Origin of the sequence: Terrabacter sp. Root181 (genome assembly GCF_001428505.1) — a bacterium.
GTDB lineage: Bacteria > Actinomycetota > Actinomycetes > Actinomycetales > Dermatophilaceae > Terrabacter.
In genome coordinates, this window is record NZ_LMHU01000002.1 from 1 (window position 1) to 17,485 (window position 17,485).

Genomic DNA, 17,485 nt, shown 5'->3' on the forward strand with positions numbered 1-17,485 from the left:
AGTTAGGCAGCTTGGTCGCTACCGATCCTGAAGACCTCGACGCATCTATGCCCGGACCGCCACGCCGAACGCCTCACCCACGCTCAGATCCGAAGAGCCCCTTTGCCATCGCGAGCTGGCACAGCGTCCCTGTCTCGGGTTGGTGCGCTAGTTCTTTTCGATGACCACAGCATTTCCGTTGGCCGTCACGGCAAACAGAAAAGGCAGGTACAAGGTTCCACCTTGATTGTTGACGGTCTCGGGGTCCAAGGTCAGGTAATCGAAGTCCACACCGATCACGGCATTGCATCCCAGCGCGTAGGCCGCTTCCTTGAGTTCAGTCAGGGCGTTACGCCGTATGTGAACTAGCCCAGCTAGCAAGTCCGCTCCGACATCCTTGCTGACGCCCCCCAACCAGCCCTGGGATGGTCGCTCCATCGAAACGGCATCGTCTCCTGATATGTAGCCGGAGTACCGTGTAATCGTATAGCCGTCGAAGTTGAACCCTGAGGTGATTAGCATGCTCGCCAGTGCCTGTTGTTTAACCTCAGCTGCGCGCTCGGCGCGGTCCTGCTCCAGCGCGGCGCGCTCCTGCTCCTGGGCGAAGCGTTCTTGCTCCTCCGTGAGGTGCCGGTTGTACTTGCCGACGAGTTCGTCTGCATCTTGGCTGTCGTCCACTGTTAGCCCAGTTAGTCCGGACCTATGGGGTTGTCCCGACTGCTTCAACCACCGGTCGAAGGAGGCCGGCTCCAGTCCGTACCTCTTGGCAATGTCCTTGGTCTTCATGATTCCCTTTAGCGTAGGTACTTCGCGGCTTCAACATTAGTGGGATCGATGTCAAGAATGAGACTCGCGTATCGAGAGCTGTTCCCTGGGTCATCTTGGCACTTCTGAAGGAGAACTTGTACATCCGATTGGAGTGAGATGACGCTCTCCTTGCGGGGAATGTCCTCGGGCTGCGATGCAAAGCGTGAGCGACAGTACGCACATATGACGTAACCGTTCTCCTCGAAAAGTTCCTTACTCCCGCACCGCGTGCATTTGATCAGTTTCATCACACCAACCACATCTTCGTACGACCATATCCCTAAGACAGGCCGAGGGCTTTAGCTTTGGCGGCATCGAAGTCGGATTGGTCGATCAGTCCGGCCTCGAGCGCACGCTTTAGGCCTTCCAGTGTGGTCACCAAGTCGGAACCGCCCTGTGTTCCGCCCTCGATGGGCTGGGCACTCGGCGCCTGCATGAGTGAAGAAAGTCCGACCGAGCCGGCCGCTATCCCCATCCCAAGGATTCCGCCCGCCCCGTCGGTCTCGCCTGCAGCCTCCATGCCAGCGGCAACCGACGCCTGGAAGTTCGAGTTCCCCCGCGTACCTCCTAGCGCATCGGCGCGCTGGACACTCCTGAGTAACTCCCTAGTGTGTTCGTCATAATCAATACCGACGATCGATACCTTGGAAATCATCAGGCCACGAGTAGACTTCCAACGGTATGACTCCTGAACAGCCTGCGACAACGCCTCGGCGAAACCCAGCGAGTCCTGCTGAATGTTGGTGATACGCCGCCGTCTGTCCGTATGATTGGCATACGAACTGAAGGCGGCGGACAGCGAGCCGACAACTTCTGAGAACAGCTGATTCGCTGCCGCGTTTGCTGTATCCGTGAAGTCAAAGATTGCTTGCGCCTGCAAATAGGTCGCGGGGACAAATTGCTTCACAAACACGATAGGGTCAACGATATTCAAGCTATACGTGCCGTGTGTCAATACGCCAACCTGGGCGTTGAAGTAGGCGTCGTCCCAATAGATAACGGATTGGGTTCCGAACCTATTGTTGGGTAGCTCTTTCAAGTTAACGAAGAGTGCGAGTTGCTGCGCACCCGGACGGCCCCCGAACTGGAAACGCTCCCACGACTGTTTCACGAGCGACGTTGACCAACTGTCTCCAGCGAAAAGCGTCTGCGAGTTAACATCCTCCGAGTTCCAAATATACCCACCCGGTTCGTTCGCAAATGCGGTCAGCTCACCTTCCTGGAAAAGCAGGAGGCCGTATCCTTCGGGAACAACGATCTTGGAACCATTGGTCACAATTGCGGAGGAGCCCTGGGTATTCGATCCGCGTCGCGTATTTGTACCTACAGGAACAGCGGGGAACAGCGCGGCAGTCGGCTCAACGTGGGCGGGGACGGTCAAGAAGTCTCTCCACTGATCAGCCAGCGTGCCGCCGACTGCCCCGATAGCGGCTCTTACTAGCCCCATGCTGTCTCCGTCCCCGGGCGCGTACGCGTGCGATGCTTGGCTTGTCTCGCCAGATCGCGAGGCGCCTAGTCAAGCAGGTCCGCGCCTGTTGCGCGGCCGATTGGGACCGACCGTTTGGTGCGTTTCTTCACCCGTGGGTCGGCCCGCGGGTTTGAGCACCTGGCTCTCGTCATTGCCCCAGGCGCTCGAGAGCTCGATCCCGCCGGGGTCCCGGTGAGAACCAGCCAGACGCTCGTCGCCAGCACCGTCACTCGCTTGGGACCAAGATGCTGCGTCGGAGGGATCGGGCTTGGACCGGGTTTACTCCGTAATCACGGGTGCGCAGCTGGTCCGGCCTTCCAAGTACCTCCAGGTCGGGTGCGAGCAGCAAGGGGCCCCTGGGTGCCTCGCGACGAGGAGCGCAGGTTGGAAGCTTTCCTGCGAACGAAAGAATTCCCAACTGAAGGGCCGACTGTGCGGAGCGATCACTGTGAGGGGAGCCAGTCCAATCGACCCGCTGGGACCGCATCGACGCTCGCATTGATGGCCTACGCGACGCGTCCGTGAACGGCGACCAGTCGATGGGCGGCGGTTAGACGCACCGAGCGTGGGGTAGCCACCGCGCGAGCCCGCTCAACCAATCATCGCGAAACGGATCCTTGACACGGCCGCGACGCAGGCTGCCCCGCTTGGGTCGGGACCGGAGACGGCTGGGTCCGGCGGGGGACGAGGCTTTCAGGTCACATTTCCGGCAAACCCGCCGGTATCACCCGTGGAGCGTCGCACACTGTCCACTGCCACACCTGTCGCCGAACGCATGAGAGAGAAACCGAACACCATGAGCAACGACCCGACCCAACAATTCCCGGCACCGCAGGGCGACCCGATCCAGTCGCACCAGTCCTACTACGGCACCCCGCCGACTCCGCCCACTTCGCCAGCGCCCAAGAAGAAGATGAGCAGGGGCAAGAAGTGGGGTATCGGCATCGGCGCGTTTCTAGCGATCGGCCTCGTCGGCAGCCTCACCAACGGGGACAAGCCCGCCACCGACACGATCACCACCGTTGCCGACAATTTGCAGTCGTCCTCGAGCCCTGCCACGAGCGACGCCGGGAACTTCCCAACGACCGACCCGTCCGTGCAGGCATCGCTCGACAAGGCCGCCGCCGACAAGGCAGGCGCCGACGCGAAGGCAGCAGCTGACGCCCAGGCGAAGAAGGCGAAGGCGGACGCCGCCGCGGCCAAGGCTGACGCCGACGCGAAGGCAGCCGCGGAGAAGGCCAAGACTGACAAGGGCACGTACGACAAGATCACCGCCCGCCAGTTTGCCAAGGTCGCGAAGAATCCGGACCGCTACATCGGCAAGAAGTACGTGCTCTACGGGCACGTCACCCAGTTCGACGCCGCCACCGGCACCACCACGTTCCGCGCCGACCTGGCAAGTTCGCGCAAGTCCGAGTGGTACGACTACGACACGAACAGCATCGTCGACGAAGGCCGGGCCGGCATCTTCGACGACGTCGTGCAAGACGACCTTGTGACCATCTACGTCGAGGTCGACGGCTCGTTCTCCTACGACACGCAGGTCGGCGGCAACACAACCGTGCCGCGATTCGTCGCAAACATCGTGAAGGTCACCGGCTCCACCAGTTGATCCTTCCGCCAGCCGGTGCGCGCCACACCCCACACAGGACAGTGCGCACCGGCTAACGGCCAACGGCAGCACCGAACAGCCAAGCGACGACTTGCGACGCCTGAACTAATGGTCTGAGCAAGGCCGATCTAGGGAAGCCATCGCGCATTGGCCCAGACGATGGTTGTCTCGCACGACGTCAGCCATCGCGGTCGCGCTCGTGCCAGCCCGTTCACATCGGGTGAGCCCAGCATCCTGTCATTGGCAGTGGCTCAACCCCGTACGCCCGGCTGGCGGCGGATAGACGCGTTGCTGCTGAGCCGCCAGGCCTCCCAGAGTCGCGGGCAACTCGTCCGCCGGGTCAACCTTCGGCCGAGGCCACATTGTCAAGGCTCGGGGGTTCTCACGGACCGGCGAGTCGGCTGTCGTGCGTGCGACCGCGTGCCTAAGGTCGCGACGAACAAGCGCATCTTGAACAGCGACGAGTCGGCAAATTTCCAAGAATCCAGCGGAGCTCACCCTTCCACCGTCCCTGCTCGAAATGAGCAACGCTCGCGCTGTGAAGGTGCTGTCGGCCTACTTCGCCCCCGTTACGCGAGGCGGCGGCGGATTCACCGGCGGACAGTTCGACGCCTTTGATCCCAGCGGTACCCGGTCCGCCTCCGTGAACACCTTCACCAGCGATGACCTCGTCGCAGTGAGCTTGCTATCTGTCGAGGTATCGGCTCGAGCCGCACTCGAGCTCCTCGTATATCAGCGTCGACGCTACGAAGTGCTACTTGAAGCACTTGGGCCCGACATGGACTTGGTCGACGTGCCGTCCGTGACCAAGAGTGACTTCGCACCAGCTTGGGAGATGTGGAGCGCGCTATCCGAGCTCCCGGGGCTCGGCCCGACCACTGTCAGCAAGCTGATGGCACGCAAGCGACCGCGGATGATTCCGATCTTCGATTCTGTGGTCAACGAGGTCGCGCTCGGTGGATCGGGTGTGCTCTGGTCGCCCATGCACGCGGCGCTGACTCGGAACAATCATGCCCTTCACCAACGGCTGCTTGACTGCCGAGCAGACGCTCGCCTCAACGCGTGTATCAGCGCGCTCAGAGTCTTTGACGTGCTCGCCTGGATGGACGGCACGGGCAACTCGGACAGGATCCTGGCGTCACAGGCTTAGGTCGGAGGTCGAAGGTTGGCCAGGTGCGCAGGACCGGCACCGAGCCGGCTTGCGGCGGTATGTGGCGGTCGAATCCTCCGATTCCTGCACGTAGGCCGAACTTCGTCAGATATATCTATCGCCAACGAGCGAAGGGGATCGGCCTTGGGATGGGACCAGCAAGCGTCCGAGGAGCGAAAGCACCTCCAGGCTTTGACTGCCGAAGCAGAGATGGCGTATCTGTCGCGGAACGAGTTGGTGTACGTCCGCAAGTTGCGCTCGATTGCTCAGGCGCTCAAGCGTGGGGACTCGTCGCTCCGCATGCACATTCATTCACGTCTGCGGAACATTCGACGAGAATCGGCCCCACCGATGGGCACGGCGCGTGCCGCGCGAACAAGTGCGCCTCGATTCTGGGCTGGGCCGCCAGTCACCAACTTCGGCAAGCGAAGCGACGCCAAGTCGAAGGCAGTCAGGCTGATCGGACCACCGCTGTGGTCCGCCAGAAATCGCGTGCGCTACCCAGCTACGGATGGCGTGACCCCGTATTGGTGGTCTTGTCCCAAAGGGGAGGAACGCCACCCCGACTGGCAGCAGACGCTATGGCAGTACGAGCGGGGGAAGACGTGCCCCTGCTGTCTGGCGGAGAGTTCGGGTGTCAACTCGTGGATGCCACAGGAGGTTCGCTGGGGTGCCTTGATCAGGCATGATGACGCTTTCGCATTAACATTTGATTCTAGCTCGCCTCCGGGGGCCATCAATCTTGAAGGCCTTCAGGAGGAGCTCGGACACGCGAGGCGCTCACGAATAGGAACATTTATCGACACGCAGAAATATGAAGTCTTTGGCGATGACGAAGTGGTCTGTGCGTTGCAGGAAGGGTCGACCCTAGGTCGCTCGGTTCCAATAGCCCGAAACCCGCGCGCACCCGGCGCGGGAGCGCATCCCGCTGAGTCGCGCGCCAGGTTCGTCCAAGAACGCAACTACCCCGGTCTGAATGCCGGCAGCTTTCGTTCTGTCGCGGGACAAGAAACCATCGGACCTGACGCCGTGTGGTGGAGGGTTCTGCTCGAGTGCGAACACGTCTTCGAGCAGGCCCGCAACGCGTGCTTCCACAGTGCGCATGCCGCGTTCGGGCCGTCGTCTCTATGTCTCACCTGCGATGACGAGCAGCGCATCGCCGCTGCGGTTCCCCTGTTCGGGGTTCTCGGAGACTGAACGGCAGAGCAGTCAACCCTCTGGACCGAATCTGTCAGGCGCCTGGGAGTTGGCTTTCGGTGGAGAGAGAGGCCTTTGCGGCGGTTAGACGCACCTCGAGCGACCATCGCTTGAACGAGCGGATCGCGGCATGTGAGTGCGCTGCCGGCTGAGTCTTCAGCCGAAGGCCCACGCGACCATCAGCGGGAACTCCCGTCGCCAAAAGGCGTCCCCGTGCGACCCGGCACGCTCCTTCATCACGACGTCCCCTCCTTGGTTGGCTAGAGCCGATGCCCACCGGGTCGCATTCTCCAGGAAGAACGGCTCTTGCGTGCCTGCGACGATGTAGGTGCGCGGTAGCCGCACAGGCATCTCCACGGGTGGCTGGAAGCCCGCCCCCGGCGAGGCACAGAACACGGCTCCAAAGACCTGCGGATGACGCAGGCCCATCGCCAAGGCCAGTTCTGCGCTCGCTGAGACACCGAGCACGGCGGTGCGCGCGGCGGGAAGGGCAACCCCGAACCGCGTCTTCAACCAACCCCGAACGTCCCGGACGAGAAATGTCTCGTGCGCCGCGAACCGGTCGGGATCGAACCCGGGGGAGTACTCGTGAAGTCGAAGCGTCTCGTCAGCCAGCCGGTGAATGCCAACCACCATCGCGGCCACCTGGATATCGGTCTTCTCGAGGTCAGCGGCCCACGGCGTGAGAACTTGACCGTCACCGGCGAACACAATCGCATTAGGTGGGTCCGGCGGGACGTAGACCGTCACCTGTCGTCCGCCGTCGTAATCGAACGTCTCGGTGATGAACTCGCCCGAGGCCCTGGCGACGGAGGGCCATTCACTCACCCCGGCATGGTCGCACAGGGCGCTGAGCCACCAGCCCGCTCGTCGGCACGATCGCTCGGGGAGCGGCAGATCCGGACGTCTATGTTCGCCATACTTCTCCTGTGCCTCAGGAGCCGACGACGATGAAGTGGTTCACTGCAGCGTTCCATGACGGCGCCGGCCGGGCCGGCGTCCTCCGCACCGACGGCGAACTGCACGCGGGAGCCCACGGTCGGGCCGTCCCGCTGGCCGTCTGCCCCGAGGCGACGGCCCCGGTGGAGGCCTCGGTCGGCGTCGTGTCGCTCGGCCCCCTGGACGTGCGCTCCGTCGGCCCGAGCCTCGAGCGCGCAGCGCAGGCACTGCGCGCCCTCCTGCGCTGACAGACGCCGGCTCTCCGCGTCTCGGAGGGCAAAGCGGGACAAGTCCTGCGCGACCGTAAAGAGTTGGTATGGGTATCGCGCACCGGGCAACCCGTTGGCTTGGTGCGCGGTCTAGTTCGGGTGAGGCGCTCAAAGGCGAGCGCCTCCCAGCGATAGGGGATCTTCATGAGAGCAACACGCCTACTCGTCTCGCTCGCCGCAGCCGCGCTGCTGGCGCCGCTGGGCGCGACCTCGGCGATCGCCGCACCGGGCAACGACTCGCCGAGCGGGGCCACCATCATCGCCACGGTGCCGACCACCATCACGCAGAGCACGACCGACGCGACCACGGACGCGCTCGACGCCAGCCTCAACGCCGGCTGCGGGGCGCCCGCCACGAACGGCAGCGTCTGGTTCACCTACACCGACACCACAGGCAGCGGCCTGGTCGCGGACGTCTCGGCCTCCGACTTCTCCGCCGGCGTCATGATCGTCGCCGGCGACCCCGCGGCGGGCGGCCAGGTCGTCGCGTGTGGCCCGGGGGTGTCCGCGGCTCGTGGCGATGCCGGGACCACCTACTACGTCATGGCGTTCTCGGACACGCCGGGCGTGATCGGGGGCACCCTCAAGGCCACGTTCGACGCGGCGCCCCCGGCTCCGGAGATCACTGCGACGGTCGACCCGCGCGCGACGGCATACAAGGACGGCAGCCTCCGGCTGACCGGCACGTACGCCTGCTCGAACGCGGACGGGTACGCCAGCGACATCGAGGGCCAAGTGGTCCAGACGGTCGGCCGCACGAAGATCACGGGGCAGTTCTTCGCCTACCCCCTCGAGTGCGACGGCGCCGTCCACATGTGGTCGGCCGTGGCGACGAGCGAGAACGGCCTGTTCGCGGGCGGCAAGGCCGCCAACGTCACCTTCGCGATCGCGTGCGGCGTGCTCGACTGCGCCTTCACGCCTGTCGAGCAGCGCATCCAGGTGAGCCGCAACGGCAAGTAACAGACGCGCCGAGGTGCGTCGCGGCCTCAGCCGCCGCGACGCACCCGGCGACCTGACCCACCCAGCTCATGTCCCAGGCAACGCCGTTCGCGTATACCGTCAGTCCGCCATCCGCGGCTCGCCGACGAGATCCCACGCCTGCCGATCGACAACCTTTGAGCCGCCCGCCTGTGCCTGACGACCCGCCGCCCAAACAGCGGAACCTGCCACCGGTCGCCCTTTCGGGCACGACCACAGCCGGGGCTCCTCCAGACGCGCGTGCTCGAGTTCGCGCGCTACACCCTCGATTGTGAAGAGCCCCTTATGTTTTCGCAGCCGGTCAGAGCCGTCATGGCTGCGAACGCAAGGAGCCCCGGCTGCGACCTTGGCTCGCCAGAGGACCCGGCCGGGCAGCTGGCAGGACATCACGGGTGCAAACCTCGCGTGAATCCAGTTGGCGCGGCCCGCTCGTCATCGAATCGCAACGTCCCCTCTTGCCGCCCCGAGGACGTTCGGCCGACCATGCCGCCGGATGGTCGACAGGCGGCGGTGTGACTGTGAGGATCGCGTTCGCAGCCTGATGGTGCTGGGCTGTGGTTGGTGACCACGAGTGTGACCCACGGTGTGACTGGCCTCGTGCCCTGCTGCGACTTGTCCGCTCGTGGTCGCCGGCCCCGGCCCGGTTGGAGGAGCTGGCCTGATCAGGAGCTTGACCGCCTGGCGTTAGCAGCGCCTCGCGTGTCTCATCACAGTCCCGCCGAACCTCCGTCCCGGACCGGAACCACGTCCCATCCGGCGAAGGAGAGAACGCATGGCCAGTCTGACCGATCTGCGTGAGGTGGTCGATGTCGTCATCGGCGTCGACACCCACGTCCACACTCACTCCGCGGCCGTGGTCGACACCGCGACCGGTGGTCTCCTCGACGAGATCACGGTCGAGGCGACAACCGAGGGCTATGCCGAGCTGGTGGAGTTCGCCAACAACCACGCGACGTTGCGGGCCTGGGCGATCGAGGGCACCGGCGGCCACGGCGCCGGTCTGAGTCGTCACCTGCTGCAGGCCTGCGAGATCGTCATCGAGTTGGACCGCCCGAAGCGGGCTGCTCGCCGCAACGGGGCGAAGTCAGATCCGCTCGATGCGATCCGAGCCGCGCGTGAAGCACTGGCTCGACCCCAGCTGGGGACTCCCCGCAGCGGCGCCGAACGCCAAGCACTGTCAGTGCTTCTGACTGCTCGCCGCTCCGCGATCAATGCCTCCACCGAGGCCCAGCTGCAGGTCTTCAGCCTGGTCATCGCCGCGCCCGAGCCGATCCGAGCCCGGTTCCGCGGGCAGAAGGTTGCCGCGATGCTCAACACGGCCGCGAACCTGCGCGTGCACTCCTCCTGGGACATCGAGACGACCAGCACCGTGGTGGCGTTGCGGGCCTTGGCTCGTCGCGCGCACGCGATGCTCAAAGAGGCACGTGAACACCAGAAGGCCATCGTGACCATCATCCGCACCTGGCGACCCGACCTGCTCGAGCAGTTCGGCGTCGGTCCGATCGTGGCTGCGACGGTGTTATGCGCGTGGTCCCACCCCGGCCGCATCCACTCCGAGGCGGCGTTCGCGATGCTCGCCGGTGTCGCCCCGATCCCGGCGAACAGTGGCCAAGTCACCACCCGGCATCGGCTCAACCGTTACGGCGATCGCCAGCTCAACCGAGCCCTGCACACCGTGGTCCGGATCCGGATCCAGTACCAGCCAGCCACCCGCGACTACGTCGCCCGCCGCAGTGCGGAAGGAAAGACCAGCCGAGAGATCAAACGCTGCCTTGCCCGCTACGTCGCCCGCGACCTCTACCGCCTACTCGAAAACGGCGCCGCAGCTGCTTGACGAACCATAGGAGCGTCGCGGCTCAACCCGACGCCTTCGGAGCGGCCTTCGTCATGATCGGCCGTCGTACATTTCTTGGCATGCAGAGGGAGTACCGCTCGTCGATCCAGTTCACGCTAAACGGCCGCCACCTCAGCTTGAGCCGCGAGATTGTGGAGCAGCGGCTCAGTGGCGTCGTGCCGGAGGTAATCCGCAAGCACGCCGTGCACGTGAACGACACGTGGTTTCCTGTCGTTCAGGCCTTCGAGGCAGCGACTGGGATTCCGCGGGCGGAGTTCATGTCGCACACGGCCAGACGACATCTCGCCGCGCTTGGGTTAGACGTCGCGGGTCAGGTTGCGCCGCGCAGTGCCCCGGCGCCCAGCCCACCATCCGCGCCCGCTTCTCAGGCGGCTGACCCAGATGTGTCGCGCACAGATCCCTTCGAGGAGTGGCACACCGAGGCCAACGTTCAGGCTGCTCTCGTTACGGCACTGGCCGCCGAGGGATGGCGGATCCTGTCCGTGGCCAACACCGCCACCAAAGAGCACGGCGTCGACGTCATCGCCTCCCGTGACGCGCAAACGGTCGGCGTCGAGGTCAAGGGTTTCCCCAGTCGTAGTTATGCAGATCCGGCACGGGCGGGTGAGGCAAAACGGACGAGCCCCAGCACGCAAGCTGGCCACTGGTACGCCCAGGCAGTTCTGGCCGCGATGCGGCTCCGGGGCAAGGAACCGACTTGGCGCAGTGTCATCGCACTTCCCGACTTCCCGCGCTACCGGGAGCTGCATTCCCAGACGACTGGATCGCTTACTGCCGCCGAGATAGAAGTGTGGTGGCTCGATCAGAGTGGGGCGTTGTACAGAGGGTGATCGCCTGGCCCGAATCGCGGCGAAGTGACGCACTTTGCCATAACAACGGTGCTCTCTAGGACGGTACTCGTCTGGACGTGCCGCCACGGCTCGCCGTGGAGTGGCAACCTTGGCGCATAGGCTGGTGCAGTTTCCGTCGTAGTCGAAGGGCGTTCAGCAAAGATGCCAACTCACGCCCCCGGCCTAGGAGGCGTTACTCAGCCATTGGCTCGGTCAGGGCAAGTAAGTCAGTGCGAGCTGCTGAAATGAAGGCGTCGGCCGCCTCGCGAGCAGCCACCCGCTTGTCGTTGAGTTCGGGAGCATCTGGTGATGTAACTGTGCCTTCCCTCTCGACCGCGGACCGCAGGTAGTCACGCGTGGCCCGTGCTAGATGTTGGGCGGTCTGCACAACTTGTACCGGGGCAGTCATCTCCACCTCGTACACCAACCGAGAGAGTGTGGTACCAAGCTCGTCACGGTAACTCACGGAGTGCTCCCGACCGGGCCGAGCGGCAAACCGCATCCGTCTGGCCGTGTCGAGCAACTCCAGATAGCACGTCTGGCGACCGCTTCTTTCTGCATCTCTACGCTTGGTGAGCCGCTGGAGGTGCTGAGTCTTCAGCTGCAGGCGTGTGGAGCTTAGGTTGCCCCACATTGCGAGCGCTCCCCCGAGCAGCGTCCCGATGAGTCCCCAAACCGCATTGTCCATACACAGATCATGCCCCACTCATCGCCCGGGCTGGTCCCGGTGAAGTCGATCTTCCAGTTCACCCCAGTCTCTCACCCATCGCACGCCGGGCGGGACCTGCGGCGGTTCTGCGGGCCCAAACACGTAACGGTAGGGAACACTGGACATGGCCAGCAGTACGCCGACGCGGTCATCAACGAAGTGAGTAAGGGACAATCGCTCAGCCACCGCGGCCTTATCGCCGCGCTCACGAACGACGAAGAGATGATCCGGTCCGATTCTTGTGCGGGTCCAAAATTGGGTGTTGTGGAACCAACTTCGGGTCCGTGCCTCGACTTTAGGTCCACATTTCGAAACGATGAAGACTTCGTTCTCGAAAGGCATGCCGCTGTTGAGCCGGTACAGGGCCTCAAGACAGCTGGGCGAATATGAGGTCGACCGCCAACTCTCCGTCAACATCGAGATGCCGCTGTCCGTATCGTCCAGCGCGATGACGCGTCCCACGTCGACACCGAGTCGGGCTTTGAACAACGCAGACGCCTCTGCCACAGCTCTTCCTCCGTTGCAAGAAACGACTGGGTTGCTCGGTCCAAGTCTACCGACCTGGGGCCCTCGCGGCCCAGCGAAACTCGCCTCCCCGCCCTAAGACGCCACGCGGTGAGACTACGGCGGCTGCGCCGGGGCCGTTCTGCCCGGCAGCGCGACTATGACCGGCTGCCCCTTGCGTTTCCGACGAGCTTGTCGGGGATGAATCGTTCGATGGCCGAAATGCCGTCGGCGGGGAGGCGCCTCAGCGGGGAGGATGAATTGCGCCATGTGAGGCGCTCTCAAGGAGAAGCGGGCCTTCTGCGCGCTGGGGCGAGGCTTCTAAACGTTCATTCCTTACGCATACCATGACTGTGACCGGCTCCAATCTGCCTAGAACCGCCATCTCGAGGCGCACCCCCGAATGGCCAGAAGACGCGCGTTTTGCTACCGACTCGGGACATGCCGCGCAGCCGGCGACTCGATCGAGCCCGGCATGCGGCGCACCGGCGACGACCGTACGGAAGACGGAGCGCTCGGGCGTGACGAGCGCCCACCACTCGAGTCGTCATCGTGGCCGAGGCTCTCGCAGTCAGCGGCCTGACCGGGCGAGCGGAGCCGCCCTCGCGCGGCGGAAGGACGCAGGTCTGGAGGCGCCCCGATCGCGGGCCTTTCGGCCGGGTCGCCACCCGCGGCGGCGCGGCCCCTTTGCAGTTGCGAAGCGGTGACTCGGTAGGTGTCGAAGGGGTGGACCCGTAGTCGCGCCAGCGATAACGCGTTCCGTGGATGCCTGCCTGAGAAACTGGTCCTCATGACCGTTGAAAAGTGGGAGCGGCGCTCCGAGGTGCCGCTCATCCTGCTAGCTGTCGCATTTCTCATCGCGTACGCCTGGCCTGTGCTCGACCCTCGCCTTGATCCCAGCACGAGAAACGTCCTGGCGCGCTTTCTTGGACGGTGTGGGGAGCCTTCGCCGTCGACCTTGTCATTCGTCTCGCCCTCGCCGACAATCGCCGTTCCTACGCGCTGCACCATTGGTACGACGTTGCCCTGGTGGCGCTGCCGCTCCTTCGCCCCCTGCGCCTCCTGCGCCTGCTCGCACTCGTGCGGATCCTTGACCGATCGGCCGCGAATAACCTTGCGGGGCGGGTCCTCGTCTACGTGGCGGGCGCGGCATCGGTCGCCGTGGGGCTGGGCGCGCTCGCCGTTCTCGACGCCGAGCGCGCCGCAGGGGGAGCGAACATCACGACCATCGGTGACGCTCTCTGGTGGGCCTCGGCGACGGTGACGACGGTCGGTTACGGAGACAGGTTCCCGGTGACTGGAGAGGGGCGTGCGGTGGGAGTGGTTCTCATGGTTGTAGGGGTCGCCGTCGTGGGATCAGTAATTGCCTCTGTTACGTCGTGGATCCTCGGTCGGGTCCAGGCCGAGTGAGAGGAGGGTCCGATCGAGAGATCACCACAATGAACCCTCAGTACTCACGGTCGGTGCCGGCAAGGGGCCCGCGTAACGAAACTTTGGACCACTGGCGGCGGCTATCGGACGCCCGGCACGCGGCGAAAGGACTCGCCCTGACCGGAGTGACGCGCAGTCGTGGTGCACGCGTGGTGGCTGTCGGCACTAGGGCGTGTCTCCCAGTTCTCGTAGCCAGGTGCTGATCGCGCCGAGGACGACGCCACCGCGGTGGGTCAGGGCGAGCTTGATGCCCCTATGGATGTCAAGCGGCTGAGCTGGCGCGTGAGTAGGGGTCCGGCCTTGCGGTGATGTCGCGGTAGAGCTCGCGGCTGATGTACCGCTTGAGGCAGCGAATGGCTTCGCGGCGGGTCTTGCCCTCGGCCATGCGGCGACGGACGTACTCCTGGGTGCGCGTGTCCCAGCGGAGCCGGGAGATGGTGATCGTGTAGAGGGCGGAGTTGGCTTGCCGGTCACCGCCGGTGTTCAGTCGGCGCCGATGGGTCTTCCCGGAGGACGCCCGGATCGGCCTGACCCCGCAGAGCGCGGCGAAGGAGGCTTCGCTGGTCAGGCGTTCGGGGTTGTCCCCCGCGGTGAGCAGCAGCGCGGCAGCGGTGTCCGGTCCGACGCCGTACCGGTCCAGCAGCTGCGGCGCGCGGGCCTGCACGGCCGTGGTGATCTGGTCCTCGAGCTCGTTGATCTCGCCGGTCAGGGTCAGGATTCGACGGGCCAGGAGCCGCAGAGTCAGTGCGGCCGTGGTGGCCGGGTCGCTCGCGGCCGAAACGGTCAGCTCGGCGCATCGGCGGAACAGCTTGGGGTTGCTCAGCCGCGTCATTGACTCGCGCAGGGCCGGCTCGGCACGGACCAGGACGGCCTTGAGCTGGTTGATCGCCTGGCTACGGGACTTGACCGCGGATGCCTTGGCCAGCTTGAACATTCGCAGCATCTCGACCTGGCCGTCACCGGCCTTGGCGAAGACCACGACCCGAGGCGGCACCGGTCCATCCTCACAGTCGTATCTGGTGGCGAGCCCGCGCCATTGTTTGAGGACGTTGAGGGAGCGTTCGATGACAGCGGCGCTGCGGGCGACCACCATGGCGGCTGAGGTGAGGCTCGGCGGGTGCGGCACGCGGGCCCCCGGTCCAGATAGTCGATCAACAACTTTCAAGGGGCCTCGGTGGGCAAAGAGCCGGGCTCTTCCACCCGCGGCCACTGGCCTGGTGGCGAGCGTGAAGCGAGCAAATCGACCGAAGTTGACTGGTAGGACCGCCCTGGTACGGATTGTGTTGCTATGGTGCCGTGCTAGTAGGTCCCGCACGGACGGCGACAGACTCACTTGGACGTCAGGGGCGGTCCCATTGACCACAATGATTGATTCGGCACCGCCCGAGCTGCAACAGGCGCAGGCCGACGGTCGACTGATCCCGTTTGTTGGTGCCGGGCTGAGCATGTCACTGGGGCTTCCTTCCTGGACCGATCTCCTCCGAAGTGTGTCCGCGAAGATCTCTGGAATTCCTGATTTTGATGAGATCAACGCATCTTGCGGAGGAGATCCCTTAAAGGCGGCCGAGTACCTCTACGTGGCCACCGGTAAGGAAATCGGGCCGCTGAGGCAAAAGATATCCAACGTCATCTCACGGCCGGATGTTGATGCCTCGACGAGCAGCGCGCATGTAGAACTAGTAAATTTGAATGCGAGCAGAATTTACACAACGAATTACGATGACCTAATCGAGAGGACATTCGACGCGCTCAATGCCTCCTATCAGCTCATCGCTACACCGAGACACATTTCTCAGAGCCTCGCGACAGGTACGCAGATTATCAAGTTTCACGGAGACCTCCAGTGGGAAACTAGCCTCGTATTCACGGAATCCTCATACTTTGAGCGCCTTCAATTCGAATCTCCCCTTGATGTCAAGTTTCGCTCAGACCTTCTAGGCAACTCCGTCCTCTTCCTTGGCTACGGATTTTCCGATACAAACGTCCGCGTAATGTGGCATCGCCTCATGTCCATGATGCGGGGAGTGGAATCGGATGAACGACCCAAGTCATATATAGTGCGCGTAGACCGCAATCCTGTTCGAGAAGCCCTGGACGCGGCGGCGGGAATCGAAACCGTCGTTCTGACTGATGCAATTGCTGACGACCTAAATGTCAGAATGAGCAGATTCCTTGCGGAGTTGCGTGAGTGTGGATCCCTAGGAAGCCAGCGCAATCGGTTCGTATCTCCAGACATCCTTGATCAGCTCAAGAATGAATTGCAAAACGAGACCCAAGGTGCGCGTAGCGAACATCTCCTTAAACGCCTCGGCAGTGGAGAGGTGCCGTTCTCACTCAAACCTCAAATCGAAGAACTCATCGAGCTGGCGCGTGTCAGTCAAACCAGCCTGGGCGACGAAGCCTTGAGTTCTCTCAGTACTTTATATGCGCTTCAATTTGGCGCTCAGTCGGCGGCCGAGGGGACTACAGATGGCTAAGATCGTCGTTGACACAAACAACCTCCGTGCCCTTGCGGCGGCCGCAAGAATGGCTGCAGACGAGGTCATGGGGACGACTGGTAGGGTTCGCGGCCAATTGCTAGACACAATGGCAGAGTCCGGTCTGCTCGGTTCTGCGATCTTCAAGGAGTCACTCTCGGATCTTGGTGACTCTTCGGAGCGAACTGTGGACGCATTGATGCAAATCGCATCAAATCTGACGGCGGTGGCGGAGGTATTTGAGCAGGCGGACTCGCAGCTAAGCGCAACCCTTGGGCGGTCCGCCTCGCACGCCCAGACCAATAGCTCGACAATCATCGACCTGCTGTTTCCCGGCACTGAGGTGCGGGGCGCTGACCGGCTTATGGATGCGATTGCTCGCCACTGGAGCACCTCGGCCGCCAAGGACTCTCTGCCCTCCATTCCAATCGGAATGATCGCGGCTCGAGAAAGTTCTCAGAGGGCAGTGAAAGTGCGCTTGGATTCGGCACAGCCACACTTGCTTATAGCGGGCCGTACCGGCTCGGGAAAGACTGTGTTGATAAGGAACGTCATCGCTGGGCTGGCGATGTCTGCGTCCCCACAAGACGTGATGTTTCTTTTTTTGGACGGAAGGGGCGGCCAATTCGAGGATTTCTATAAGTTTCCACACGTCTTGATGGGTCATCGGCCAAGTGACGGGACTGGCCTCAGGTCCGCCTACTCGCGCATAGCCAGTGAAGTTCGTATGCGCCTGAGCGACAGGCAGAACATGTCAGACGTGGCATCCAATCGGCGCCCACGCCTGGTTATCGTCATGGACGAGCCGAGGCAGTCTCTCGAAACCGCCGGCGACTTTGCTCGGCTTAGAGCAGAACTCTCGCTTCTCGAACCATTCGTTGCGATGCATATCGTCGCATCCCTTCAGTCCGACGCAGATGTCCAGCGGCTTGAGCGTTTGCGCGACAACTCCGCGCGAATCGTCCTTGCGAACACGGAACGGGAAGTTGCGATGAGCATGATGGGGGGTAGGGAGGTTTCTGCGCCGGCCTCTGATGGCTCAGCTCTCTTGTTCGAAACGCGAACAAAGGCTGTACGACGATTCACACCGTCCACGCCTCTCGCTAGAAGCGAACTCGATATGATGCGTCGGGCAATTCGAGCCGCGGCAAGTGCTGGGTTGCATTAGCGCCAAGATAGTCGGTGATTCGCATGCCTCGAGCTCCGGTCGGTCTAGCATCCAGGCAGTAGCGGCTGCCCACCTGGGCCGGTCCCAGCAATTTGGGTCTGTGATCCTGTGC

At 63.4% G+C, this 17,485-nt stretch carries 14 protein-coding genes; 9 read left to right on the forward strand and 5 right to left on the reverse strand.

What is annotated here, in order from left to right; translation table 11 throughout:
* Positions 1-147: 147 nt before the first annotated feature.
* Both ASD90_RS08775 and ASD90_RS08780 read right to left on the reverse strand, forming a co-directional pair.
* Positions 148-765, reverse strand: coding sequence for a YbjQ family protein (locus ASD90_RS08775; protein WP_056754747.1), 618 nt, complete (start codon positions 763-765; stop codon positions 148-150).
* A gap of 301 nt (positions 766-1,066) precedes the next feature.
* Positions 1,067-2,167, reverse strand: coding sequence for an SPFH domain-containing protein (locus ASD90_RS08780; protein WP_369793581.1), 1,101 nt, complete (start codon positions 2,165-2,167; stop codon positions 1,067-1,069).
* 883 nt (positions 2,168-3,050) lie between these two features.
* Between ASD90_RS08780 and ASD90_RS23945 the strand changes: the two genes are divergently transcribed.
* Positions 3,051-3,866: a hypothetical protein gene (locus tag ASD90_RS23945; protein ID WP_200958585.1), complete on the forward strand. Its 816-nt coding sequence runs from the start codon at positions 3,051-3,053 to the stop codon at positions 3,864-3,866.
* 538 nt (positions 3,867-4,404) lie between these two features.
* Positions 4,405-5,016, forward strand: a complete 612-nt coding sequence (locus ASD90_RS08790; RefSeq protein WP_056754755.1) for a DUF6308 family protein — start codon at positions 4,405-4,407, stop codon at positions 5,014-5,016.
* Between the two features lie 1,353 nt (positions 5,017-6,369).
* Here the strand turns inward: ASD90_RS08790 and ASD90_RS08795 are convergent.
* Complete coding sequence (locus ASD90_RS08795) at positions 6,370-7,041, reverse strand: esterase family protein (protein ID WP_056754758.1); 672 nt, start codon at positions 7,039-7,041, stop codon at positions 6,370-6,372.
* Between the two features lie 101 nt (positions 7,042-7,142).
* Between ASD90_RS08795 and ASD90_RS08800 the strand changes: the two genes are divergently transcribed.
* The 4 genes from ASD90_RS08800 (at position 7,143) to ASD90_RS08815 (ending at position 11,084) form a co-directional block, all read left to right on the forward strand.
* The gene (locus tag ASD90_RS08800) at positions 7,143-7,400 is read left to right on the forward strand and encodes a hypothetical protein (protein WP_157623106.1); all 258 of its coding nucleotides are present in this window, start codon (positions 7,143-7,145) and stop codon (positions 7,398-7,400) included.
* A gap of 165 nt (positions 7,401-7,565) precedes the next feature.
* On the forward strand, positions 7,566-8,381 hold the full coding sequence (locus ASD90_RS08805) for a DUF6299 family protein (protein ID WP_056754767.1): 816 nt from the start codon (positions 7,566-7,568) through the stop codon (positions 8,379-8,381).
* 790 nt (positions 8,382-9,171) lie between these two features.
* Positions 9,172-10,233, forward strand: coding sequence for an IS110 family transposase (locus tag ASD90_RS08810; protein ID WP_056754769.1), 1,062 nt, complete (start codon positions 9,172-9,174; stop codon positions 10,231-10,233).
* A gap of 80 nt (positions 10,234-10,313) precedes the next feature.
* The gene (locus tag ASD90_RS08815) at positions 10,314-11,084 is read left to right on the forward strand and encodes a hypothetical protein (RefSeq protein ID WP_056754772.1); all 771 of its coding nucleotides are present in this window, start codon (positions 10,314-10,316) and stop codon (positions 11,082-11,084) included.
* Between the two features lie 706 nt (positions 11,085-11,790).
* On the opposite strand, the gene ASD90_RS23430 is transcribed toward ASD90_RS08815, so the two are convergent.
* Positions 11,791-12,255, reverse strand: a complete 465-nt coding sequence (locus ASD90_RS23430) for a hypothetical protein (protein WP_157623108.1) — start codon at positions 12,253-12,255, stop codon at positions 11,791-11,793.
* A gap of 1,071 nt (positions 12,256-13,326) precedes the next feature.
* On the opposite strand from ASD90_RS23430, the gene ASD90_RS08820 reads away from it, so the two are divergent.
* Positions 13,327-13,707: an ion channel gene (locus ASD90_RS08820; RefSeq protein ID WP_235506503.1), complete on the forward strand. Its 381-nt coding sequence runs from the start codon at positions 13,327-13,329 to the stop codon at positions 13,705-13,707.
* Between the two features lie 283 nt (positions 13,708-13,990).
* Here the strand turns inward: ASD90_RS08820 and ASD90_RS24690 are convergent, their stop codons facing one another.
* Positions 13,991-14,821 carry a transposase gene (locus ASD90_RS24690; protein WP_162260185.1) on the reverse strand — a complete coding sequence of 277 codons (831 nt, stop codon included), beginning with the start codon at positions 14,819-14,821 and terminating at the stop codon, positions 13,991-13,993.
* 271 nt (positions 14,822-15,092) lie between these two features.
* Here ASD90_RS24690 and ASD90_RS22880 point away from each other — a divergent pair, with 271 nt between their 5' ends.
* On the forward strand, positions 15,093-16,205 hold the full coding sequence (locus ASD90_RS22880; protein ID WP_162260186.1) for an SIR2 family protein: 1,113 nt from the start codon (positions 15,093-15,095) through the stop codon (positions 16,203-16,205).
* Positions 16,198-17,373, forward strand: a complete 1,176-nt coding sequence (locus ASD90_RS22885) for an FtsK/SpoIIIE domain-containing protein (RefSeq protein ID WP_162260187.1) — start codon at positions 16,198-16,200, stop codon at positions 17,371-17,373. The genes ASD90_RS22880 and ASD90_RS22885 overlap by 8 nt, the downstream gene beginning before the upstream one ends.
* Positions 17,374-17,485 lie beyond the last annotated feature (112 nt).